Raw genomic sequence first — 23,907 nt, 5'->3', positions numbered from 1 at the left:
TCAAGCATAGCGATGTCAATCGCAGGTAGCTGAAAGCTTTACGATAGACGGGAAAAACGTTATCCACACAACTGCCGCCTTTTTCCTTTTGCGTAAACAACAGCTTGCTTCCAAGCGCGCAAGTCCGGCGTAAGGCGTGTCACCGTTATGCCTCATTCGAACTTCACCACCCCCGCCGTCAGAACAGCAGGGAGTAGACGAATGAACATCAATGGAACCAACGTTGCCAACAAGCTCATCGGTACGAATCTTGCGGACACGATCCGCGGCTATGATGGCAGTGATTCCATTTGGGGTAATGCCGGTGATGACTATCTCGATGGCGGGCTCGGCAACGACTTCCTCTATGGTGGGCTCGGCAACGACTTTTTCAAGGCCGGAGCGGGCGATGACTATGCGGAGGGCGGCGACGGCAATGACAGCTTCGACGGCGGCGCCGGCGCCGACACGCTGATCGGCGGGCTCGGCAACGATATCTTCTCCGGCGAAGACGGCAATGACATCATCAACGGCGGCGATGGCCATGACCATATCCTGGGAGACGCCGGCCACGACCAGATCTATGGGGGCGCCGGCGAGGAATACATCGACGGCGGAGCGGGAGACGACATCATCTATGCGGGCTCGGGAAATGACGGCTTCAACAACCGCATTGATCCCGCAACGGGCAAGCTGACGCAGCAGGCGGTCGGTGGTGGCGCCGGCAACGATACGATCTACGGCGAAGAGGGCAACGACGCTCTGAAGGGCCAATCCGGAAACGACCGGGTCTATGGCGGCATCGGCGACGACATCGTCGATGGCGGCGACGGGAACAACTACCTCGATGGCGGTGACGGGAATGACGTGCTCGACTCCGAGGGCGGCATCGACGAAGCCCGCGGCGGTAACGGTAACGATCGGATTGCCGCGGGCGCCGGCAACGATCTGGCATTCGGGGATGCCGGCGACGATATCCTGTCGGGCGAAGCCGGCGACGACGTCCTTAATGGCGGTCTCGGCAACGACCTGGTCATTGCCGCAGAAGGAAACGACACGCTTCGCGGTGACACGGGGAGAGATACCCTTCTTGGCGACGCGGGAAGCGACATCCTGTGGGGTGGCGCCGATGCCGACCGCTTCGTCTTCAAGGGCGCGGGTTCGCTCGTCGGACGGGACTCCGTCATGGACTTTCAGGACGGCACCGATCTGCTTGTCCTGGAGAACCTGGGAATCAAGCAATATTCGAGCTCCGGCGCGGCTGGTACCATTTTTGCGTATGATGACGCCAGCGGAGACGTGATGTTGAAAGGCTATGATTCGACGGGCAATGCGCTGTCGATACATGTCGACGACCCGACGAATACCCTCGCTGCCTCGCACTTCAGCAGCGCCGATTTTCTCTTCGCCTGATCGAAGTGGATGAAAGTTCGAGCGCCGCGCGTATCCACGCGCGGTGCTTTCTTTTAAGACTTAAGTCCGACATTAAATGGCCGATAGTCTTAGCCCATTTTGGCTTATCCCATTGAGCACGCTCCGTAATCCTTGACTGCAACCTGTGCTGTGAGACCCTTCTATCTCGTGGTTGTACTGTGCAGGTGAGGCGATGATCTTCGAGGATGACGTTGAGTTGGCCCTCGCTCTGGCCTGCGAAGAACTCCAGATGACCCGGGACGAGATAATCCGCCTCATCCTTCGTGAGTGGCTGGAGCAATATGGCTTTATCGAATTACATGAGTTGGACGAAGGTGGCGACACAAACAGCGGCGCGTGAGCCCGCATGGTGCCCCATGCCGGGCCACTCTCCACACCTGGAGCAATTCCACGAAAAGTACGCAGGGGTTTTCCGGCCGGCATCGCGGAAAAACAAAGGGTTAGAGAGTTCCGCGATTCGGAGAAAAGCGGAAATGCTCTAGCCTACCCTCAAGCTTGCTCCTCGAAGCCGAAGGCCGAGGCGGGCGACAACCCGCTGCGATGCGTGATTTTCGCGATCCGTGCTGTAGAACAGGGTGCGGGAGCGCAGCTCAGGCAAGCGGGACCAGCCGGCGGTAGCGGCTGCCCCGAGGCCCTGCCCCCTGAAGGCCTTCGCCGTTACCAGACCGAGTTCGACTCCAGCATCCGAAAGCCGCGCTGCAAAGGCGATCGAGGCGATCTCGTCGCCCGCAGCCGCAGCACACCAGGGCTCCCAGAGGTCTGTCACGTCGTGAAAGCCGAGGTCGAACAGACCTTGGGGGACTCCGTTTGCTGCCCAGGTACGCGTCAGCTCCCGGCCTTCCCCGGTGCCGCTTTCGATCAAGCGCGCACGGCCCTCATAGGCCAAGGCGTGCGGCAGCTCGTAGATCAAGCCGAAATTGTACTTCACGGGCCCGCTTCCGCCGAGCAAAGGCAGATAACGACCAAGGTGTTTTGGAATGCCCGGATGGGTGAATGGCGGTTCGTCGGCGACAAGCCTCTCGAGCTCTTCGGCTATGTCTTCGGGCACATCGGTCCGCACCCCGAAAATATTTCCCTCGGCGCATCCTGCCAGCCAAAAGCCTGGCCCGGGCGACCCCTCCGGATCGTTCTCCCGTTCTATCCGGCCGCCATCTCCCAATCGAAATAGCGTGCGGTAATCGATATCGAGCCAGTGAAGCATGGTTCAGAAGTACAATCCCGTCCGGCCTGTGTCGAGGCGGCCCCGCTATTCCACTTCCTTGCACGCTATCCCCGGATCCTCGTCGCCTTTCGTCGTGTCGAAAAGCATCGCCTCGCCGCCCTTCGTCCACCAGATATATCGGCCGCCGGCATATCTGGCGCCCGATCCGGAAATCACGTTCGATGCCACGATGAATGTGCCGTCGACGGTGAAGGTCGCGAGCGACACGGACCCGGCGTCGATGTATTCGGCCTCGATCGTCCTGTCGCCGCAGGCATAGCGGACCGTCCGCCGGTCGACTGCGCCGGCGTCGGGAGTTTCGATCGTCAGCTCTGCCCGGTTGCCGTTCCGCGACTGCATAGAGGCTAGCTGCAGCAAGCTCTTCCCGTTTCGCCCGCCGAGAACGAGCTTGGATCCCTCTATTCGCCAGGTAAGCTCCGTCTTCAGAGCTTCGAAGAACTTCCGCTCCTGGTCCATGACCGCCGGTACGCACATCTTGCGGGTAGCTGCAGCCGGCCCGAAGGTGATCGCCGCGCCGGAGAGGCTGAACGTTCCGGTGAAATGATTGCAGCCGGCCATGCCGCCATAGGTGCCGTCGCCGCGGATCTCGAGCGTCGTCTGAAGATCGTCGATCACGCCCCGGCCGCCTATGTCCTCGGCAAGCCACGAACCGACGAGCGCCTCCGGCACCTTTTCGGCAGCCACCGTCCGCATGGAGGCAAGCTCGATCAGCACGCAGGCGCAGGATGCGGCGGTCAGGGCTTGCAGCATCCGAAAAACTCCTCATGCAAATCATCGTTCGGCGGTGCTATGGATTCTTACCTGAGCACCGTCTCTTAGAGAAGAGCTATGACTCCACCCTTGTTGCCGGTAGCTTTCGGCTGTAGAGCCTAGTTAAATCGTTAAAACGAGAAGAATACGGGATTTGGCAATGGCATCCGGCGATGACTTGAAGCGCCGTCTGACGATATTGGGCTCCACCGGATCGATCGGGACCAGCACGCTCGACGTGATCGAGCGCCTCGGCGGACGCGATCGTTTCGAGATCGCCGCCCTGACCGGCAACGGCAATATACCGCTGCTGGCCGAGCAGGCGCGCCGCATCGGCGCCGAGCTCGCGGTAACCGCCGACGAGGATCGCTATGGCGAGCTCAAGGATGCGCTGAGCGGCAGCGGCATCGAGGTCGCCGCCGGACGAAGCGGCCTCACCGAAGCGGCCGAGCGGGATGCCGGCTGGGTCATGGCGGCGATCGTCGGCAATGCCGGCCTCGGCCCCACCCTGGCGGCTGCCCGCCGCGGCGCAGACATCGCGCTTGCCAACAAGGAATGTCTCGTTTCCGCCGGCAGCCTTTTCATCGATGCCGTGGCCGAGGGCGGCGGCCGGTTGCTGCCCGTCGACAGCGAACACAATGCGATCTTCCAGGTGCTGGAAAACGATCAGCGCCACGCCGTGGAACGCATTGTCCTCACCGCTTCCGGCGGCCCTTTCCGCACCAAGACGCTCGACGAAATGCGGCACGTGACCGCGGATGTGGCCCGCGCCCATCCGAACTGGTCGATGGGCCTCAAGATATCGATCGACAGCGCCTCGATGTTCAACAAGGCGCTCGAGATGATCGAGGCGCGCCACCTCTTCCGTCTCAGGCCGGAGCAGATCGAGGTGATCGTCCACCCGCAATCGGTGGTTCACTCCATGGTCGGCTATACGGACGGCTCCGTACTCGCACAGCTCGGCTGCCCCGACATGCGCACCGCAATCGGCTATGCCCTGTCCTACCCGAAACGCTGCGACCTGCCGGTCGAGCGCCTCGACTTCGCCAGGCTCGCCCGGCTTGATTTCGAGGCGCCGGACGAGGTCCGCTTCCCGGCGATCAAACTCGCGCGCCGGGCAATGGAGGAAGGCGGCGTGCAGGGCGCGGTGCTGAACGGCGCCAAGGAGACCGCCCTCGATGCCTTCATCAAGGGCCGCATCGGCTTCCTCGCCATGGCGGAAATCGTCGAAAAGGTGATGGACGGGCTTGCCGGCCTGCCGGCCGCCACGAGCATGGACGACGTCTTTGCGGCCGATGAAAGAGCCCGGCGGGCGGCTGCCGAGATGATCCGGTAGAGAGTTAGTTGTTGCGGGCGAATCCGCTCCTCATCCGGCCTGCCGGCCACCTTCTCCCCCGCAGGCGGGGCGAAGGGACAAGTGGCAGCGCCTTGCACCATACGAGCGCTGCTACGAAACAGAGGTTCGGGCGAGAAAGTCCCTCTCCCCGTCAGAGCTCGCCGGAGCTTACGCGACCGCCCTTGCCAGCGCGCAGCGCGACCAGAGCGAATGCAGCGCGCTCACCAGATGGTCGATATCGGCATCCGAATGCATGGGCGTCGGGGTGATGCGCAGTCGCTCGGTCTTCTTCGGCACCGTCGGATAGTTGATCGGCTGGACGTAGATGCCGAAATTGTCGAGCAGCAGGTCGGAGATCCACTTGCACTTGGCGGCGTCGCCGACGATGACCGGCACGATATGGCTCGGATTGACCATATGGGGAATACCGCGCTGGTCGAGCAGCGACCGAAGCCGGCGCACGCGCTCCTGGTGCGCGAAACGTTCGACCTGGCTTTCCTTCAGGTGGCGAATGGAGGCGAGCGCGCCGGCGGCGAGCGCCGGCGGCAGCGCCGTCGTGAAGATAAAGCCGGAAGCGAAGGAGCGGATGAAGTCGCAGAGCGCCGCCGATCCGGTGATGTAGCCGCCCATGACGCCGAAGGCCTTGCCGAGCGTGCCTTCGATGACCGTCAGCCGGTGCATCAGCCCCTCGCGCTCGGCGATGCCGCCGCCGCGCGGGCCGTACATGCCGACCGCGTGCACTTCGTCCAGATAGGTCATTGCGCCGTATTTGTCGGCGAGGTCGCAGAATTCCCTGATCGGCGCGATGTCGCCATCCATCGAATAGACGGATTCAAAGGCGATGATCTTTGGCGCGCGCGGATCGGCGGCCGCAAGCTTGGCCTCGAGGTCCGCCACCGAATTGTGCTTGAAGATGACCCGCTCGCATTTCGAGTGGCGGATGCCCTCGATCATCGAAGCGTGGTTGCCGGCATCCGAAAAGACGATGACGCCGGGAATCTTGGAACAGAGCGTCCCGAGTGCGGCCCAGTTCGAAACGTAACCGGAGGTGAACAGAAGAGCCGATTCCTTGCCGTGCAGGTCGGCGAGTTCGCGCTCGAGCAGCACATGATAATGGTTGGTGCCGGAGATGTTGCGGGTCCCGCCGGCGCCGGCGCCGCATTCGTCGATCGCGTTCTTCATCGCCTCGGTGACGATGGGACACTGGCCCATGCCGAGATAGTCGTTCGAGCACCAAACGGTCACTTCCTGGGCGCCATCGGCCGTGTAGCGCGTGGCCTTGGGGAAGCTGCCGCGATGGCGGGCGAGATCGGCGAAAACCCGGTAACGGCCTTCCTGATGCAGCCCATCCAGCTCGTTTTTGAAGAAACTCTCGAAATCCATCATCATCTCCAGTGCCCTGTCGCCTTTCTTCCTTCAAAGCGATCAGTGGTCAACCCCGGACAGGCTCCGACGCGCGGGCTGCGGCAAAAGGCCTCTCGGCCCCAGACCTCGGTCATTCTGCGCGGCGCGTGTCGTGCCTGGCAAGCAGGAAAGGCGATGGAAAATGACGACACATTTTCAAACCTTCCGCCGTAATCAGGCGCGGCATCACACCGAGTCCGAGTGCCCAGTTTTGAACCATTCCAAAATGGCTGGCAAAACTTCACTCTCCCGAACATCGATCGAAGTCAAGCAATTGCGGAAAAAGGACGGCCGCTGCCGCCCTTTTTCGATACCAAAGTTGGCCTGTCAGGCGGCCGCCACGGCGCGTTTCGTCATCACCTTGACGAGATTGGCGCGATAGGCGGCGCTTGCATGAATATCGGAAAGCAGGTCCGAATCGTCCACCTGCACATTGGCGACCGCACCGGGAGACCAGTTGGCGGCAAGCGCCGCCTCCAGGTCCCGGTGGCGGAAGACGCCGTCCGACCCGGCTCCGGTCACGGCAACGCGCACGCCGCCATCGTCACGGCGGACGACGAAGACGCCGGTCATCGCATAGCGCGAGGCCGGATTGGGGAACTTCTGATAGGCCGCTTTCGCCGGCGCTTCGAAGCGGACTGCGGTCACGATCTCACCATCTTCGAGCGCCGTTTCGAAGAGACCGGTGAAGAAGTCTTCGGCCTTGACCTCGCGCCTGTCGGTGACGATCACCGCATCGAGCGCCAGCATCGCGGCCGGATAGTCCGCAGCCGGATCGTTGTTGGCGATGGAGCCGCCGATCGTACCCATGTGGCGGACATGCGGATCGCCTATGTGGCTGGCAAGCCCGCAAATTGCCGGACAGGCCGCGGCGAGCGCGGCGGAGGTCGCGACCTCCTCATGCGTCGTCGCCGCGCCGATCCTGACCGACCGGCCGTCGACGGTGATGCCCTTCATCTCGGCAATGTGCCTGAGATCGACAAGGTCGCTCGGGGCGGCCAGCCGCTGCTTCATCGTCGGGATGAGCGTCATGCCGCCGGAGAGATATTTTCCCTCCGCGGCGGTCCCCATCAGGTTCGCTGCCTCTTCGACCGAGGAGGCCCGATGATAGTTGGTCTCATACATCTCAAGTCCTCCCGATCAATGCGCGCTATGCACCGCGACCCAGACCTTCTGCGGGGTCGCCGGCATGGTGAGCTCGTTGGTGCCGATCGCGTCCGTGATGGCGTTGATCAGCGCCGGCGGCGAGCCGATCGCGCCCGCCTCGCCGCAGCCCTTGACGCCGAGCGGGTTGCTCGGGCAGGGCGTATTCGAGGTTGTCACCGTGAACGAAGGCAGGTCGTCGGCGCGCGGCATCGCGTAGTCCATGTAGCTCGCCGTCAGCAGCTGACCGCTCTGGTCGTAATGCACCCCTTCGAGCAGCGCCTGGCCGATGCCCTGCGCCAGCCCGCCATGCACCTGGCCCTCGACGATCAGCGGGTTGATGATATTGCCGAAATCGTCCGCCGCGACGAACTGCACGATCTTCGTCCGGCCGGTTTCCGGATCCACCTCCACTTCGCAGATGTAGCAACCCGCCGGGAAGGTGAAGTTGCTCGGATCGTAGAAGGCGCCCTCCTTGAGGCCGGGCTCCATTCCGGGCGGCAGGTTATGGGCCGTATAGGAAGCAAGCGCCACCTGCGACCAGGGGACTGACCTGTCGGTACCGGCCACCTTGAGCGCGCCGTCTTCGATGACGATGTCGCTCTCGTCCGCCTCCATCATGTGGGCCGCAATCCTTTTCGCCTTGGCCTCGACCTTGTCGAGCGCCTTGAAGACGGCCGACATGCCGACGGCGCCGGAGCGGGAACCATAGGTTCCCATGCCCATCTGCACCTTGTCCGTATCGCCATGGACGATGTTGACGCTGTCGATCGGCACGCCGAAACGCTCCGCAACCACCTGGGCGAAGGTCGTTTCGTGCCCCTGGCCGTGGCTGTGCGAGCCGGTCATCACCTCGATGGTGCCGACCGCGTTGACCCTGACCTCGGCCGATTCCCACAGGCCGACGCCGGCGCCGAGCGAACCGACGGCGGCGGAAGGCGCCAGTCCGCAGGCTTCGATATAGCAGCTCATGCCGATGCCGCGCTTCATTCCCCGCCGCTCGGCTTCCGCCTTGCGCGCGGCGAAACCGTCCCAGTCGGCCGCCTCCATCGCCCCCCTGAGCGACGCTTCGTAATCGCCCGCGTCATAGTTCATGATCACCGGCGTCTGATGGGGGAAGGTGCGGATGAAGTTGATGCGCCGGAGTTCCGCGGGGGAAATGCCGAGTTCGCGCGCGGCCGTCTCGATCGTGCGCTCCAGGAGGTATGTGGCCTCCGGCCGCCCGGCGCCGCGATAGGCGTCGACCGGCGCGGTATTGGTATAGACGGTGCGGACATTGGCATGGATCGCCGGGATTGCATATTGTCCGGAGAGGAGCGTCGCATAGAGGTAGGTCGGCACGCAGGAGGAGAAGAGAGACATATAGGCGCCGAGATTGGCTATAGTGTCGACCTTGAGCGCGGTGATCCGGTTGCTGCTGTCGAAAGCCATCTTCACCGTCGACACATGGTCGCGGCCGTGTGCGTCCGTCAGGAAGGCCTCGGTGCGGTCCGCGGTCCATTTCACCGGCACGCCGGTGCGCTTAGAGGCCCACAGACAGACGATCTCTTCCGGATAGATGAAAATCTTGGACCCGAAGCCGCCACCGACGTCGGGAGCGATCACCCGGAGCTTGTTCTCCGGCGCGACATTGTAGAAGGCGCTCATCACCAGCCGGGCAAGATGCGGGTTCTGGCTGGTGGTGTAGCAGGTGAAATGGTCGTCGCCGGCATCATAGATTCCGAGCGTCGCGCGCGGCTCCATCGCATTCGGCGACAGGCGGTTGTTGATGATCTTCAGTTCCGTGACGTGCGCCGCCGCAGCGATCGCCTGATCGGCCGCGCCCGCGTCGCCAAGCTCCCAATCGAAGATCAGATTGCCCGGCGCTTCCGGATGGATCTGCGGCTCGCCCTCGCCAAGTGCCTGGAGCGTTTCGGTGACGACCGGCAGGGTTTCGTAATCCACGACCACAGCCTCCGCCGCGTCGCGCGCTTGCGCAACACTGTCGGCGACCACGATCGCCACCGCATCGCCGACATAGCGCACGGTCTCGTGGGCAAGCGGCCGCCAGGCGCCCATGCGCATCGGCGAGCCGTCCTTCGAGTGGATCATCCAGCCACAGATGAGATTGCCGATCCCATCCGCCAGCAACTGCTTGCCGTCGAGTACGTCGATCACGCCGGGCATGGACTTGGCCGACGTTGCGTCGATGCTCCTGATGGTCGCATGCGCATGCGGGCTGCGCACGAAAACCGCATATTTCATGCCGGGCACGACCATGTCGTCCGTATAGCGCCCCTTGCCGGTCAGGAAGCGCTTGTCTTCCTTGCGCGCCACCCGCGCGCCGATGCCTTCAACGCCCATTGCTTATCTCCTCCCGAAGTCCTGCAACGAATTTCCGCTTGAGCGGAATGACGAAAATCGAGTGCGATGCTCCGTCAGCATCGCGCTCCCTTTGGGTTTCCTCATTCTGCCGCCTGGCGAGCGCCGCCCGTCTCGGCCGCGGCGGCGAGGATCGCCTGGACGATGTTGTGATAGCCGGTGCAGCGACAGATGTTGCCTTCCAGCTCGGCCCGTACCGTCGCCTCGTCAAGATTGCCGCCATGTCGCCGGATCATGTCGACGGCGGTCATGACCATTCCCGGCGTGCAGAAGCCGCATTGCAGTCCGTGATACGTCTTGAAAGCCGCCTGGACCGGGTGAAGCTCGCCGTTGGACGCCAAGCCCTCGATCGTCGTGATCGCCGAGCCGGCCGCCTGGGCGGCAAGGATGGAACAGCTTTTCACCGATTGCCCGTCCATGTGAACGACGCATGCGCCGCACTGCGTCGTTTCGCAGCCGACATGCGTCCCGGTCAGGCCGAGATTTTCGCGGATAAAGTGCACCAGCAGCGTTCGGTCGTCGCAGGTACCACTTACCTGGCGGCCGTTGACCGTCATCGTTATTTTCGCCATTTCGCTCCTCCGGGTCGGTCCAGAGTCGAGCGCGGCTTCAAATCGGGTGAGATGCGTTCACGCGACTCGAAGTACGCGCCGACCGATATCGATTGCCCTTCCGCCAGCGGTCCGCTCCTCCCGAGCCCGCATGGCGACGTTGTAACATTTGTCTTTTTTTCGGGCTGCCGCAACCGTTTCGCGCCACAAGGGGCAAAAAAATGCGAGCGCGTATGTAACGCCGGAAACAGCGCCTTCATGTTCCGTTCAGGAAAGATCGCATTATGTTGCATAAGAACGATCTCGCCGTATCCGTGCATTTTCCTCGGCGGCGGGTTATGTTCCGAATGCAAGTTCAAGTGGAGGGCCGCGGTTCGCACCCTCCCATCACTATGGGGCGGACGAGGCGGCACGCTGAATCCGTCGAAATCGGAGAGGACATCATGAAGAAAGCCATCGCGCTTGTGTTGGTCGCCCTGTCGGTCGCGAGCTGCACGCAAACCGAAAAGGGTGCCGGCATCGGCGCCGTATCGGGGGCAATCATCGGGGGCGCGGTCACCGGTGACGTCCGCGGTGCGGCAGTCGGCGCGGCGATCGGCGGCGTATCCGGCGCCGTGATCGGCCACGTCACCGACCAGCCGGGCCAGTGCTACTACCGCGACCGCTACGGCCGCCGCTACATCGACCGCTGCTGATTGCAGCTACTGCATTTGTCCTTTGATCGTAGCCGGTCAAAGGACAAAACCCTCATCTCTGTGCTTGTCGCAGAGATGAGGGCAGCGCCGCGTCTGCGGTGCGGGAAGAGTTCTTTCAGCCCAAGGACTTGGTCTGGCTGAATCCCTGTGACAAGCACAGGGATGAGGGATCAAACGAGCCGCGGCGGGTATCCCGAATCTCAACAGGCCTTAGTCTAAGACGGGCTCCGGAACGATCCGGGGCCTTCATGTCCCGAAGGGCCGCTATTGCGCTGCAATTCCGTTCGCCGCCGCCGATCCGCCCTTCGCTCCCGCTTTGACAAGCCCTTCGCTGAGGTGTTGCAGGTCCGATTCCTGGACGTAATGCTGCGTGGCGAGAAAGGCGTCGAGGTCGAAATCCGGGGCCAGCGTCCGGACCTTCTCCATATGCGCATGAGCCGCAATGTCATCCCCGAGCCAGCCGTAGCAGGCCGCGACGAATGCATGCTGGACGTGGTCCAGCACCGAGAGGTGCATGAAGGCCTCGATCGCCTCTCCATACTGCCGGGCGGCGAAGTGAGCCTTGCCGAGATGGCTCCAGAAGCGTTCCGGATGATGGGGGTTGAGCTGCATGGCCTTGCGGATCCACTCCACCCCCTCTTCCGGTCGCCCCAGCCAGGTCAGCAATTCGCCCTGCTGAACCACCACCAGGTCGTAATTGGGATTGAGGGAAAGGGCACGCTCCTGGTGGTAGCGCGCCGTCGTCAGCGCATTGTTGTTTACGTTCACCGCGGCGAGGATGCGATGGACGTCGGCGTCGTTGTCGTCGAGCGCCAGCGCCCGGTCAAGCTCGGCAACGATCTCGGCCCAGACCGCATCCTTGTCTTCGCACCAGCCGTGGACCCACGCTTGCCCGAGGATGCAGGCCCGCCAGGCATGGGCATGCGCATAGCCGGGATCGAGCGCGACCGCCCTGTCGATGAGGGCCTGGGCCTGCTCGTTATCCGCGACCGTGCTCCGGTGATGCAGCACCTTGGCGGCAAGGGCGCATTCGTATGCGGCCATATTCGCCGGCTTCGTCCGGGCGAGCAGGTCCCGCTGCGCGGCCTCGACGCGCCCCGGGAGCGTTGCCGCTATCGCCGCCGTCACCTCGTCCTGGATGGCGAAGATGTCGTCCAGTCTCCGGTCGTATTTGTCGGCCCAGATATGAGCGTCGTTGACCGCATCGATGAGCTGGACCGTCACGCGCACGCGGTCGCCGATCTTGCGGACGCTGCCCTCCACCAGGTATTGCGCTCCGAGCTTCTCGGCCACCTCACGCACGTTTACCGGCTGGTTCTTATAGACGAAGCTGGAGTTGCGCGAGATGACGAACAGCTCGTGCCGGCGGGACAGCTCGGTGATGATGTCCTCCGTCAGGCCGTCTGCGAAAAACTCCTGGTCGGGATCGCCGCTCATATTGTCGAACGGCAGCACCACTATCGAGGGTTTGGAAATGGCGCGCGGCGCATCCGTGGCCTCCGGGAAGGGCGGCAGGACAGGCCCCTCGATCCCGACTCGGAAGAGGTGGATCGGGCGGCTGATATTCTTCAGCATCTTCTCGCCCAGATCCTCGATGGGGACATCGATCCGGTCGGCGACTTGCGTCGCCACCGCAGCCGTCACGCAGATGCCGCCCACATCGGCCAGTTGCTCGATACGGGCGGCGATATTCACGCCGTCGCCGAAGATGTCGTCCTCGTCGAAGATGATGTCGCCGAGATTGATGCCGATCCTGAATTCGATCCGCCGGTCCTGCGCCACGTCGGCATTGCGCCGCTTCATGCGGCTCTGGATTTCGACGGCGCATTTTACCGCGTCGGTCACGCTCTGGAATTCGACCAGCATGCCGTCGCCGGTGGTCTTGATGAGGTGACCCTTGTTCTTTGCTATGGCCGGATCGATCAGTTCTATCCGGTGAGTCCTGAGGCGGGCGACCGTGCCCGCTTCATCGGCCTCCATCAGGCGGCTATAGCCTGCCATATCGGCTGCCAGCACTGCGGCTAGTCTCTGTTCCATCGGTTTGCCAACAAACGTTTGGCGGGAGCACCTTCTTCCGGACTCCCGGGTTCAAGCGGTCCAGGGCGACTCTATCGCACCCCGATGTGATCGCCTATCTAAATTAGCATCAACTTGAAAAGAAGCTGCCGAGCGGCCAGCCGACAGGCATGGAACCATCGCATGCGCTCATTGTTCGGCACCGGTCAGCGCATGCGAGGTGCTCCTATGACCAATTCGCCCGATTTCGTGAAACACCGCTTCCTCGATCTGGACGGCATCCGGGTCTTCTATCGGGAAGCCGGACCGCCGGACGCGCCGGTCGTGCTCCTTCCCCACGGCTACCCGTGCTCGTCCTACGAGTTTCGCAATTTCATGCCGCTGCTGGCCGACCGGTGGAGGCTTGTCGCTCCGGATTTCCCTGGATCCGGATACAGCGACACGCCGGACGACTTCGCCTATGGCTTCGATGGCTTCGCAGATTTTCTGGAGGCCTTCGTCCGGCGCCTGGGCCTGGATCGTTTCGCACTTTATCTACATGACTTCGGCTCTCAGATCGGCCTTCGGCTGGCCATTCGCCGGCCGGAGCGGATTTCCGCACTGATCATCCAAAATGGCGACATCTACGAGGATGAGCTCGGACCTAAATACGCGCCGTTGCAGGAGTATTTCCGCAATCCCACGCCGGAGGGCCGGACCAAACTCGGCGAAGCCGTAAGCGAGGAAGGATACCGCGACGAGTTCCTCAACGACGTCCGGCCCGAGCTTGCCGAGCGGATTTCTCCCGACCTCTGGAAGCTCCATTGGTCGCTGACAACGGCCAAGCGGCGTGAGATCGCCATAGACGTGATCGCGGGGCTGCGGGAGAATCTCGCCTGGTTCGATCGCTACCAGAGTTACCTTCGCGAACATCGGCCGCCGGCGCTGATTGTCTGGGGTCCGCAGGACGGCTACATGCCCGAAGGCTCCGCCCGAGCCTATCTCCGCGACCTGCCGGATGCCGAACTGCATCTCATCGATGGAGGCCATTGGTTGCTGGAGACCAACCTGTCCGAGGTCGTCTCCCTCTGCCGAAATTTCCTCGCGCGCGCGTCGGCGAAATGAGACCCTCGCTTCCAGCGGTCGCTACTTGAGCTGACCGTCGATGCGGGCCCGCTTTGTGGCAGAAGCCGCTTACGCCGTATAAGTGAACGCATATACGTTGTGCCTGAAGCACCACAGGCCGAGTCCTTTCTGCCAAAAAATCGTCGTCGAATCGCCGCTTCGGGGTGGATGCGGCGGGCGGTCATCGTTAACAGATGGAAAACTATGTCCTGCTACGGTGGCCGACGCCGCGTATGCAGGCAGTTGGTACAGAGTCGCCTGAAACGGGATGCGGAGAGGAATGTCTCCACCACGATCGAGTATTGCGCACTGGAAGACAGCGACCGCGCTCACAATCGTGGCCTCGGCCGTGCTCGGCCCGGTTTCCGTCGAGCAGGCCCACGCGTTCAAGATCTTCGGAATGCGCTTCTTCGAAAGCGCGGAAGAAGAAGTGCAGGTCATAGACCCGGTTCGCTATACGCTGACTTTCGAGCCGGGAACGGATGACGAGGAGCTCCGGGAGGCGCTGGAAAACGGCTCGCAGCTCGTTCAGGATCAGGAAGAACCGGTCTCGGGCGATCTTGGCCTGGCGATCAAGGCGCGCGACGACCGCGATCGGCTCCTCGCCGTCCTCTACGAAAAGGCGCGTTACGGCGGCACGGTCAGCATCCTGGTCAACGGCCAGGACATTGACAGCCTACCCCCGGACCCGGCTTTCCCCGACGGCCAGCCCGTGCCGGTCGTGGTTCGCGTTGCTCCCGGGCCGGCATTCACGCTGGGCACGGTCAGGCTCGAGGGAGACGCGGCGCGGCTCGATCCCGCCGCCTACGACCTTAAGCGCGGCGCCCGCGCCGACTCGACCTTGATCATCAAGGCGGGCGAGCAGATCGTGAACGATCTCAAGGAACAGAGCAGGCCCCTGGCCAAGCTCGCCGAGCGCAGCGTCGTTGCGGATCACGCGACTTCCACGGTCGACGTGACGATCCGCGCCGATGGCGGCCCGGTCGCGCCCGTCGGCAACCTGACGGTCAGCGGCGCCAGAACGGTCGATCCGGATTTCGTCAAGGATTATTCCCGCCTGAACCACGGTCGCCCATATTCGCCGGAGAATATTCGCAAGGCCGCCGAGCGGCTGCGGCAGTTGAATGTCTTTTCCAGCGTCACCATCAACGAAGCCGACGGGCTCGCGCCCGACGGCACGATCCCGATGAACATCCAGGTATCGGAAGGCAAGCACCGCTATTTCGGTTTCGGCGGACAGGTCTCGACCACGGACGGCCTTGGCCTCCAGGGCTATTGGGGCCATCGCAATCTCTTCGGACGTGCCGAATCGCTTCGGATCGAAGGCTCGGTCGATCGCCTCGGCGAGACCACCGATGTCGCCGGCCTCGATTATTCGGCCGGCATTCTCTTCGCGAAACCCGGCGCCTTCGGACCGGCCTCGACCTTTACCGCAAGCGTCAAGGCGGCGATCGTCGATCCGGATGCCTATAGTGCCAAAACGGTTACCGCCGCGGCCGGCGCCGCCTTCGAGCTTTCGCCCGAAGACACGTTCTCCGTCGGCGCGGAAGTGGGCTGGGCGGATGTCGACGACGCTTTCGGCTCGAATTCCTATATCACCGCCGCCCTCCCGTTCGAATATGTCCGCGACGCACGCGATGACAAGCTGAACCCGACGGAGGGCTACAGGGCGCTGATCAATGCCAAGCCGAGCTACGAGATCGAGGGAAAGACCTTTTTCAGCTCCTTCGAAGCTTCCGCGTCCGGCTATTACGCGTTTGGGACCGAAAAGCGCTTCGTGCTGGCCGGCAAGCTCGGCGCGGGCGTGCTCGTCGGTGGCGACGAACTCTCCGATATTCCAGCGACCCGGCGGTTCTTCCTCGGCGGCGGCGGGTCGGTGCGCGGCTATTCCTACCAGGAGATCAGCCCCCGCGACGCCGATGACGAACTGACCGGCGGCCGCTCCTATGTGAGCGGCTCCCTCGAAGCCCGCATCGCCGTCACCGATACGATCGGCGTCGTGCCCTTCATCGATGCCGGTACGGTTTCGGATAGCACAGCGCCCGATTTCTCCGACATCCGGGCCGGCGCGGGCATCGGTCTGCGCTATGCGACGCCATTCGGGCCGATCCGGCTCGACTTCGCCGTGCCGCTCAACAAGTATCCGGGGGGCACCGATTACGGAATCTATGCCGGTATCGGCCAGTCCTTCTGATGCCCGGACTATTTGCTGCATGCGCGCTACACCGTGGTAAGATAAGCGAAGTCCCGCCTGCCGGGCAATGTGCCGGCACTCTACCGATTCCAGAGCGGCGCAACATGGACTATGGATAGGACATGAATCAGGTCACCCTTTTCCTTCGATCTGCGCTGCGGTACTTCTTCGCCGCTCTCGGCACTCTCGTGGTCGTGCTCCTCCTGCTCGTCGGCTTTCTGGGCTTCACGGTGCCCGGCGCCCGCGTTGTCGCCTGGGCGATCGAGAAATATGCGGCGACCCCCGACCAGATCGTACGCATCGCCGACCCGGGCGCGCTTCTGACCGGCGACTTCACGGCCGGCACGATTACGCTCTTCGATGGCGAAGGCATTTATGCCGAGGTCCGCGACCTTTCGGTCGACTGGTCGCCGGCCGAACTATTCTCGCTTCGCTTCGACTCGAGCAGGATTTCGGCCGGCTCGGTCCGCGTCGAGCGGCTGCCGGTCCCCTCGACCGAAACCCGGGAAGTGCGCTCGACGTTTGCCCTTCCGGTTGACGTGAAGATCGATGCCTTCGATCTCAAGGAAATCGTGCTCGGCAAACAGATTGCCGGCGAGGATCATTTCCTGACTGCCAGAGGCAAGGTCGACGCGACGAATTCCAGCATCGCTCTCGTGCTCGATGCCGCCGAACGGGACCGCCCGGATGCGCGCGCGACCGCCGATCTCGTCTTCAACCCGGCCGGCAACCAGCTGAAGCTTGAAGCCGAGCTCGCGGAGCCGAAGGCCGGCCTTCTGGCGAGACTGCTCCGCCTGCCGGGAGAACCTGCCGTCAACATGACCGTGACCGGACAGGGACCGCTTTCCGACTGGGCGGGCTCGGGTACGGTTACGCTCGACGGAAGCGAGATCCTTCGGCTCGACGGGCAGCACGTGCTCGCGGCCGAGGGAATGCACATGCTTACCGTATCCGGCGGCGGCGCTTTCGCCACGCTGATGCCACCGGCCTTCAGGCCTCTCTTCGAAGGGGAGAGCAGGATCGACCTGACGGCCGCCTTCGACGGCACGAGCAAGGTCCGGATCGATGCAGGCAAGGTTTCGACCGGCGCCATGACGCTCGATGTCTCCGGCACGGTCGACAGCCGCGGCGAGAACAACCTCCAGGCAAGGCTCGCCGGTACGAGCGGGCCTTTCGATTTCCGCTGGCCGCTGAAAGACGGCGAGTTGCAGGCGCTTGTCGACACCGCAAACCTGTCGCTGATCGGCGACGGGCAGTCGGCAATCCTCGATATCGCCGCCAATGTCCCGTCCGTGAACCTGCCGCAGGGACGGCTCGGCGGCATCCGGCTGTCGGCACGGAGCGACGCGTTCAACCTGGAGAGCCGGTCGGGTCCCCTGAAGACGACCGTCGAAGTCGGCGAGAGCCGCTTTGCAAATGCCGAGCTCGATCGGGCGGTGCAGGCGCCCCTTAAGCTCGACGGCACCATCGCCGTCACCCCGGAAGACATCCGTTTCGACCCGCTGGAGATCGAAAGCGCAAGCATCGGCGGCACGGTCACCGGCAGCTTCGATCGCACCGAAACGACGCTCGAGGCGGCATTCAAGGTCTTTGCCGTGCGAGAGGTCCTCCCGCCGGGGCTCGCCGACAAGTTCGACAGAACCATCGCCCTTGCGGGCAACGCAGTCGTGGAACAGGACGGCAGCGTCCGGCTGAGCGAACTCGACATCAAGTCCGGTGCGGTCGACGCCTCCGGCTCGGTTGCGCTTGCCGGAAGCACTTTGAGTGCGGACATCCAGGGAACGCTGCCCGAACTCGGACGGCTGCTCGCCGATGCGGAGGGCTCGGCCGCCTTCCACGCGGTCGCCTCCGGCCCACTGAACAAGCTCGGCATCGAAGCAGAGATAACCTCAAGCGGAGCGACGCTCGCCGGTCGCACATTGGACGATCTCGTCGTCAATGCCGATGCCACCGTGACGCCAGGGAGCCCCGAAGCGAAACTGACGGCAACCGGCACCCTCGACGGTCAGGCGATCGACGTCCGCGCCGACGTCGTCACCCGGGACGGCCGCACCTCGATCCCCACCCTCGAGGCAAAGATCGGCGACAACCGCCTCATCGGTGCGATGGAGCTTACAGCCGACTTCAAGCCGAACGGGACGATCGACTTCAACCTGCCCGATCTCGGCCTCCTTGCCGCCATGGCCGGGCAGCAGGCATCCGGCGATCTTGCCGGCTCCGCGACGATCCGGACCGCCGACGGCGTCACGTCGCTCGCGCTGACGGCCCGCGGCGAAAGCATCAGGCGTGACGCATTGACCGTTGCCAAGCCCGTGGTCGACGTTACCGTCGCCAATCTTGCCCGGCTGGCGATCAAGGGCGGTGTCCGGGCCGAAAGCGTCGTTCAAGGCGAAAACCGCCTGACGGACATCGATATCGCCTTCGAGCAAGAGGCGGAAAGAACGGGTTTCTCGGTCGGTGCCGAATTTGAAGGCGCTCCGCTTGCGGCGACCGGCGATCTCGCGAGCCGTGACGGCCGGACCGAGATAAGCCTTGCATCGGCCTCGGCGACAGCCAGGCGCATCCCCCTGCAGCTTGCCCGGCCGAGCGTCATCGCCATCGAAAACGGCGTTGTGCATATCGATGGGCTGACGATCCAGGCATCGACGGGCACGGTCGCCGTGACCGGTACGGCAGGCGAGACCCTCGATATTTCGGCGGATATCAGCGACCTGCCCGCCACCTTGATCCATACCGTCGCGCCGACGCTCGGGGCCGAGGGCAAGATTACAGGCAAGGTGGACATTGCCGGGAATGGCGCGGCACCCGTCGTCCGCTACGATCTCACCTGGAGCGGCGCCTCGATCGCCTCCGTGCGGTCGGCCGGCATAACGGCAGAGGACCTGTCGGCGAAGGGAACGGTGACCGTCGCTGAGGACAGCATCCGCCTCGACCCCTTGGCCATCGAACGCGCGGGCTTTCGCGGGGACGTGACGGCCAGCCTCGACCGCGCCGACAACACGGCCGAGGCGAATTTCCAGTTCGTTGCCGAACCCGCCGTGCTGCCGCCCGGCATCGGCGCAAAATTCGATGCGCCGATCACCGTCTCCGGCAAGGTCGAGACAGGCGCCGGCGGCACCGTCGAACTGAGCGCGCTCGAAGTCAAATCCGATACCGTCAACGCCACCGGTTCGGCCGCACTTGCCGAGGGCGCGTTGACGGCCGAGATAGCGGGCGCATTGCCGGATCTCGGCAAGCTGCTCGCTGAAGCCGAAGGCAAGGCCGCCTTCAGCGCCGACCTGTCCGGGCCGCTCGACGCGCTCGGCGTCAAGGCGGAAGTGACCTCCAGCGGCGCGGTCCTTGCGGGACGCACGCTTTCGGATTTCGTGATCACCGCCGATGCAACGGCGAAACCCGGCAGTCCGGAGGCGAAGCTGACGGCGACGGGGGCTCTGGACGGCCAGGCGATCGACGTGAAGGCCGAGGTGGTCTCGAAGGACGGCCGCACCTCGATCCCGACCCTGGAGGCGAAGGTCGGCGACAACAGATTGACCGGTGCGATCGACCTGACGGCAGACTTCAAGCCCGAGGGCACGATCGACTTCAATCTCCCCGATCTCGGCCTTCTTGCCGCCATGGCCGGCGAGAAGGTCTCGGGAGACCTCTCCGGTTCGGCAGCGATCAGAACGGCGAACGGCGTGACCTCCCTTTCGCTGAAAGCGAACGGCAGCGGCATCAAGCGCGGCGATCTGACGATCGCAAAGCCGGTCGCCGATATCAGCATCGCCGATGTGGCGGCACTCGCGGTCAGGGGAAGCGTCAGAGCGGAAAACGTCGCTCAGGGTCAAAACCGTGTCACCGGCCTCAATCTCACCTTCGATCAGCAGGGCGGCAGGACCGGCTTTACCGTCGACGGCAGATATGACGGCGGTCCGCTTTCGGCAAAAGGCGACATGGTCGCAAGCGGCGGCCGCACCGAAGTCCGCCTCGCCTCTTTCGCGGCAACGCCCAAGCGGATACCGCTGAAGCTTGCACGCCCGACCATCGTCGCGATCGAGAACGGCACGGTGCTCCTCGATGCCCTGACCATCGAGGCTTCCAAGGGCACCATCACGGTCGCCGGCTCTGCCGGACCGACGCTCGACATTTCGGCAAGACTCAATGCGCTGCCTGCCGCACTGATCAACACCTTCGCCCCGACGCTCGGGGCGGAAGGCACGATCGCCGGGACGGTGGACGTGGGCGGAACGGCAGCGGCTCCGGTGGTCGTCTACGACCTCAGATGGAGCGGCGCCTCGGTCGCAGCAGCGCGCGGCGCCGGCGTATCGTCGCTGGAGATTGCTGCAAAGGGGCGCTTCGCCGACAACCGGGTGACCGTCGATGCCACGGTCTCCGGGCCGGGAGACCTTTCCTTCCGGGGCGGCGGCAATGTCGAGCTTGGCGGCAACATGCCGATCTCGATGAAATTCGCCGGCGACGTACCCTTCGCGCTGCTCGCCAATATCATGGCGGAACAGGGCTTCACCCTGACCGGATCGGCCAAGGTCGACCTTTCGCTTTCCGGCCCGGCAAAGGCGCCGCAGATTGCCGGCACGGTCTCGACCGCCGGAGCCCGGCTCGTGGACGTTCGCCGCAATCTGGCCCTCAACGACCTCACCGCCAATGTCGCACTCGACGGCAGGCAGGCGACGATCTCTCGCCTCTCGGCCAATCTCGCCAGCGGCGGATCGATCGAGGCGAGCGGAACCGTGGGCATCGTCCCCGGCTCCGGTTTCCCGGCGAATCTCAGAATCCGGCTCAACAATGCGACCTATGTCGACGGCACGCTGTTCACCGCCAACCTTGCAGGCGACCTGACGCTCAACGGCCCCCTCGTCTCGACTCCCGTGCTTGGCGGAAGGCTGACGATCCGCAGGGCCGCGATCACCATACCGGAGAGGCTGCCGGCTTCGCTCTCGCAGATCGACATCAAACACCGCAACGCCCCACCCCGGGTGCGGCAAATGACCAGAGACCTGCGCCGGGATACGTCCGCCGGCACCGAGGCAAGCGGCGCGATCGCCTTCGATCTCGCCGTCAGTTCACCGGGCCAGTTCTTCGTGCGCGGACGCGGAATCGATGCCGAACTCGGCGGCGATCTGACCATCCGCGGCACCGCCGTCCAGCCGATCGTTTCCGGTGGGTTCGACATGCGCCGCGGGCGCCTGGAGATCCTCGGCAAGCGGCTGACCTTCACCGACGGTCATATCGGTTTCGGCGGCGACCTCATTCCGACGCTCGATCTCGACGCGACCTCGAGCGCCGGTTCGACGACGATCACCGTCAACGTCGCCGGCCCGGCCAACAACCCGACGGTGACCTTCTCCTCGTCGCCGGCCCTGCCGCAGGACGAGATCCTGGCGCAGCTCATCTTCAACCGGTCGCTGAACAATCTTTCCGCCTTCCAGATCGCCCAGCTCGCCTCGGCCGTGGGCCAGCTTGCCGGCGGCGGGTCGACCTCGCTCCTCGACGGCCTGCGCAACAAGCTCGGCGTCGACGATCTCGACATCACGACCGACGAGAGCGGCGGCGCCCAGGTCCGCGCCGGCAAATATCTGAACGACCGCACCTATCTCGAACTGCAACAGGGCTCGGACTCCGCTTCCAGCAAGGCGGTCATCAACCTCGACATCGGCCGCGGCGTGAAGCTGAAGGGCGAAGCGGCCGGCGACGGTTCGGCCGCCGGAGGCATCTTCTTCGAGAGGGAATATTGATCCCTGACGATGCCGCACGCCCGCCGATCTCGGCGGGCGGTTCATCGTCTCGGCCGTTCCGTTATTTTTGAACCGGAGTCTTGACCTCAAGTACGGTTGAGGTCGCAGAAATCACTCCGTGTAACGGACACGGAGGTACGACATGACCGAGCAGATACTCTTCCGGAACGTGATGAAGATCACCGAGGGCAGCTTGGAACCCTTTCGCGAAGCGGTGAGGCAGGCGATCGAATTCGTCGAGCGAAACGGACCTCAAATCATGGTCCGGACTTTCATCGACGAGCAGGAGATGCGTGCGGTCAGCTTTCAGCTCTACCGGAATTGCGAAGACGTTCTGCGCCATTGGGAAATATCGGACCCCCACATCCGGGCGGTATCGAAACATTGCAGCGTCGAGAAGTTCGAGGTTTACGGCAATCCGAGCGACGAGGTCGCAGCCGGCCTGTCCCAATTCCTCAGCGACGGCCGCGGACAGATCATGAACCCACTTGCGGGCTTCACGCGCTTCTAGCAATCCCATAAAAGTGCCTAGCGGGTTTTCCGTCCCGGAATTGCGTAGTCTCGAGGCTGGATCATTTCGCCGTCTCCGTGAAATGGTCCAGATTCTTTAAAGTACCCATCATAGAGGCCGCTCATGGACGTGAGAGAATTGGACCTGCCACCCGCCTTCCGCGGCCTGCTTTCGGGCTACGGCTTCGAGAGGGACGCACTGGGCCAGTCGGCATCCACCATCTTTCTCCTCAAGGCCCAGAGCCGCCCTTTCCTTATCCTGAAGCATGAACCGTCAGGGCCGTTCACCGAGTTGACCGGCGAGGCGGCGCGCCTGCACTGGCTCGCAGCCCAGGATATGCCGTGCCCGAGAGTTCTCGGCCATGACGATCATGCAGGAGAGACCTGGCTGTTGCTGGAGGCGGCCGAGGGCATGGACCTTGCCTCCTGCCGGCTGCCGCACGCCGAACGCATCGCCATTCTCGCGGAAGCCCTTCGCCGGCTGCACCGGCTCGATCCGGCGGCTTGCCCGTTCGACCGACGGCTGACCGCCAGCATTGCTGCGGCAAAAGCGCGGATGGAGGCCGGCCTTGTTGACGAGAGCGATTTCGACGAGGAGCGGCAAGGCAGGCAAACGAGAGAACTCTTTGATGAGCTTCTCGCGCGCAGACCGAAAGAGGAGCAATTGGTAGTCACCCATGGCGACGCCTGCCTCCCCAACTTCATCGCAGCCGGAAATCAATTCTCCGGCTTCATCGACTGTGGCCGTCTGGGCGTCGCCGACATCTACCAGGATCTGGCACTCGCCTGCTGGAGCATCACCCACAACCTGGGAGAGGAATGGGTCGCCCCGTTTCTGGATCGGTATGGGCTGGCCGCGCCAGACCCTGAAAAGCTCGCCTTTTACCGGCTGCTGGACGAATTTTTCTGAAGCGAACAGGCGAGCTCGGGGCAGGAGTGAAGGGGTCCCCCTCACGCCGCGTTGCGGTCGACGCCGAATGCATCCAGCGCCTCGCTCTCGTTCGTCGCCGTGAACAGCGCCCAGATATGACCGAACGGGTCGATGAGGGCGCCGACCCGGTCGCCGGTCGGCAGCGTTTCGGCGACATTGCGCAGACTGGCGCCGGCGCCCATCGCCCTTTCGAGCACGCGGTCCACATCATCGACGTGCAGCTCGAGGATTGCCGCGGTCGTTCCGAGCGCGTGCGGCGATCGCGGCCCGCCGAGCCTCGGTTCGGCGTCCCGGCGCGGATTGGCGCCGGCCACCCGGAAGACCGAGTCGCCGATGCACAGATCGGCGCTCGTCAGAATGCCGCTCCACTCGTGCCTCTGCAGCAGCTCGGCGCCGAGGACATCGCGGTAGAACGCAATCGCCCGCTCCTCGTCACCATGCCTGACGAAGAGCTTTATGCAGATCTGCCGTACCGACGGGCCGCCGGAATAACTAGCCATGGCAATCTCCCTGGACCGCAATGATGTCGGGCGGGTGGAACCCGC

General features: G+C 63.7%; 17 protein-coding genes. 9 read left to right on the top strand and 8 right to left on the bottom strand.

Going from position 1 to position 23,907, the window contains the following annotated elements; all coding sequences use genetic code 11:
* Positions 1-201 precede the first annotated feature (201 nt).
* Complete coding sequence (locus tag JOH52_RS07945; RefSeq protein WP_010970335.1) at positions 202-1,392, top strand: calcium-binding protein; 1,191 nt, start codon at positions 202-204, stop codon at positions 1,390-1,392.
* Between the two features lie 193 nt (positions 1,393-1,585).
* Entirely contained in the window at positions 1,586-1,753 is a 168-nt protein-coding gene (locus JOH52_RS07940) for a hypothetical protein (protein ID WP_004435061.1), read from the top strand.
* A 138-nt stretch (positions 1,754-1,891) separates the two neighbouring features.
* Here the strand turns inward: JOH52_RS07940 and JOH52_RS07935 are convergent, their stop codons facing one another.
* Together JOH52_RS07935 and JOH52_RS07930 are read right to left on the bottom strand one after the other, a co-directional pair.
* A complete protein-coding gene (locus tag JOH52_RS07935; protein ID WP_014529927.1) occupies positions 1,892-2,614 on the bottom strand; it encodes a GNAT family N-acetyltransferase in 723 nt (240 codons plus the stop codon).
* Positions 2,615-2,659: 45 nt separating this feature from the next.
* The gene (locus JOH52_RS07930; protein WP_010970336.1) at positions 2,660-3,385 is read right to left on the bottom strand and encodes an META domain-containing protein; all 726 of its coding nucleotides are present in this window, start codon (positions 3,383-3,385) and stop codon (positions 2,660-2,662) included.
* A gap of 160 nt (positions 3,386-3,545) precedes the next feature.
* Here JOH52_RS07930 and dxr point away from each other — a divergent pair, with 160 nt between their 5' ends.
* Positions 3,546-4,721, top strand: a complete 1,176-nt coding sequence (gene dxr / locus JOH52_RS07925) for a 1-deoxy-D-xylulose-5-phosphate reductoisomerase (RefSeq protein WP_004435056.1) — start codon at positions 3,546-3,548, stop codon at positions 4,719-4,721.
* A 168-nt stretch (positions 4,722-4,889) separates the two neighbouring features.
* Here dxr and hemA read toward each other — a convergent pair whose 3' ends face one another.
* From hemA to JOH52_RS07905, 4 genes are all read right to left on the bottom strand, one after another.
* Entirely contained in the window at positions 4,890-6,104 is a 1,215-nt protein-coding gene (gene hemA / locus JOH52_RS07920) for a 5-aminolevulinate synthase (RefSeq protein ID WP_013844889.1), read from the bottom strand.
* A gap of 348 nt (positions 6,105-6,452) precedes the next feature.
* Positions 6,453-7,250 carry an FAD binding domain-containing protein gene (locus tag JOH52_RS07915; RefSeq protein ID WP_010970338.1) on the bottom strand — a complete coding sequence of 266 codons (798 nt, stop codon included), beginning with the start codon at positions 7,248-7,250 and terminating at the stop codon, positions 6,453-6,455.
* Positions 7,251-7,265: 15 nt separating this feature from the next.
* The gene (locus tag JOH52_RS07910; protein ID WP_010970339.1) at positions 7,266-9,611 is read right to left on the bottom strand and encodes a xanthine dehydrogenase family protein molybdopterin-binding subunit; all 2,346 of its coding nucleotides are present in this window, start codon (positions 9,609-9,611) and stop codon (positions 7,266-7,268) included.
* A 101-nt stretch (positions 9,612-9,712) separates the two neighbouring features.
* Positions 9,713-10,201, bottom strand: coding sequence for a (2Fe-2S)-binding protein (locus JOH52_RS07905; RefSeq protein WP_010970340.1), 489 nt, complete (start codon positions 10,199-10,201; stop codon positions 9,713-9,715).
* A 422-nt stretch (positions 10,202-10,623) separates the two neighbouring features.
* Here JOH52_RS07905 and JOH52_RS07900 point away from each other — a divergent pair, with 422 nt between their 5' ends.
* The gene (locus JOH52_RS07900) at positions 10,624-10,875 is read left to right on the top strand and encodes a glycine zipper domain-containing protein (RefSeq protein ID WP_003528572.1); all 252 of its coding nucleotides are present in this window, start codon (positions 10,624-10,626) and stop codon (positions 10,873-10,875) included.
* A 264-nt stretch (positions 10,876-11,139) separates the two neighbouring features.
* Here the strand turns inward: JOH52_RS07900 and JOH52_RS07895 are convergent, their stop codons facing one another.
* Entirely contained in the window at positions 11,140-12,912 is a 1,773-nt protein-coding gene (locus JOH52_RS07895; RefSeq protein ID WP_010970341.1) for an adenylate/guanylate cyclase domain-containing protein, read from the bottom strand.
* A gap of 207 nt (positions 12,913-13,119) precedes the next feature.
* Between JOH52_RS07895 and JOH52_RS07890 the strand changes: the two genes are divergently transcribed.
* From JOH52_RS07890 to JOH52_RS07870, 5 genes are all read left to right on the top strand, one after another.
* Positions 13,120-13,995, top strand: a complete 876-nt coding sequence (locus JOH52_RS07890) for an alpha/beta fold hydrolase (RefSeq protein ID WP_010970342.1) — start codon at positions 13,120-13,122, stop codon at positions 13,993-13,995.
* Positions 13,996-14,275: 280 nt separating this feature from the next.
* The gene (locus tag JOH52_RS07885) at positions 14,276-16,189 is read left to right on the top strand and encodes an autotransporter assembly complex protein TamA (protein ID WP_013844890.1); all 1,914 of its coding nucleotides are present in this window, start codon (positions 14,276-14,278) and stop codon (positions 16,187-16,189) included.
* A 122-nt stretch (positions 16,190-16,311) separates the two neighbouring features.
* The gene (locus JOH52_RS07880; RefSeq protein ID WP_013844891.1) at positions 16,312-21,921 is read left to right on the top strand and encodes a translocation/assembly module TamB domain-containing protein; all 5,610 of its coding nucleotides are present in this window, start codon (positions 16,312-16,314) and stop codon (positions 21,919-21,921) included.
* A gap of 142 nt (positions 21,922-22,063) precedes the next feature.
* Positions 22,064-22,432, top strand: a complete 369-nt coding sequence (locus tag JOH52_RS07875; protein WP_003528566.1) for a hypothetical protein — start codon at positions 22,064-22,066, stop codon at positions 22,430-22,432.
* 123 nt (positions 22,433-22,555) lie between these two features.
* A complete protein-coding gene (locus tag JOH52_RS07870; RefSeq protein WP_010970345.1) occupies positions 22,556-23,341 on the top strand; it encodes an APH(3')-II family aminoglycoside O-phosphotransferase in 786 nt (261 codons plus the stop codon).
* Positions 23,342-23,382: 41 nt separating this feature from the next.
* Here the strand turns inward: JOH52_RS07870 and JOH52_RS07865 are convergent, their stop codons facing one another.
* Complete coding sequence (locus JOH52_RS07865) at positions 23,383-23,862, bottom strand: VOC family protein (RefSeq protein WP_010970346.1); 480 nt, start codon at positions 23,860-23,862, stop codon at positions 23,383-23,385.
* Positions 23,863-23,907: the final 45 nt, after the last annotated feature.

Source organism: Sinorhizobium meliloti (genome assembly GCF_017876815.1).
In the GTDB taxonomy this organism is placed as follows: domain Bacteria; phylum Pseudomonadota; class Alphaproteobacteria; order Rhizobiales; family Rhizobiaceae; genus Sinorhizobium; species Sinorhizobium meliloti.
The sequence above is the reverse complement of the archived record's forward strand: the minus strand, read 5'-3'. Positions and strand labels throughout refer to the sequence as shown.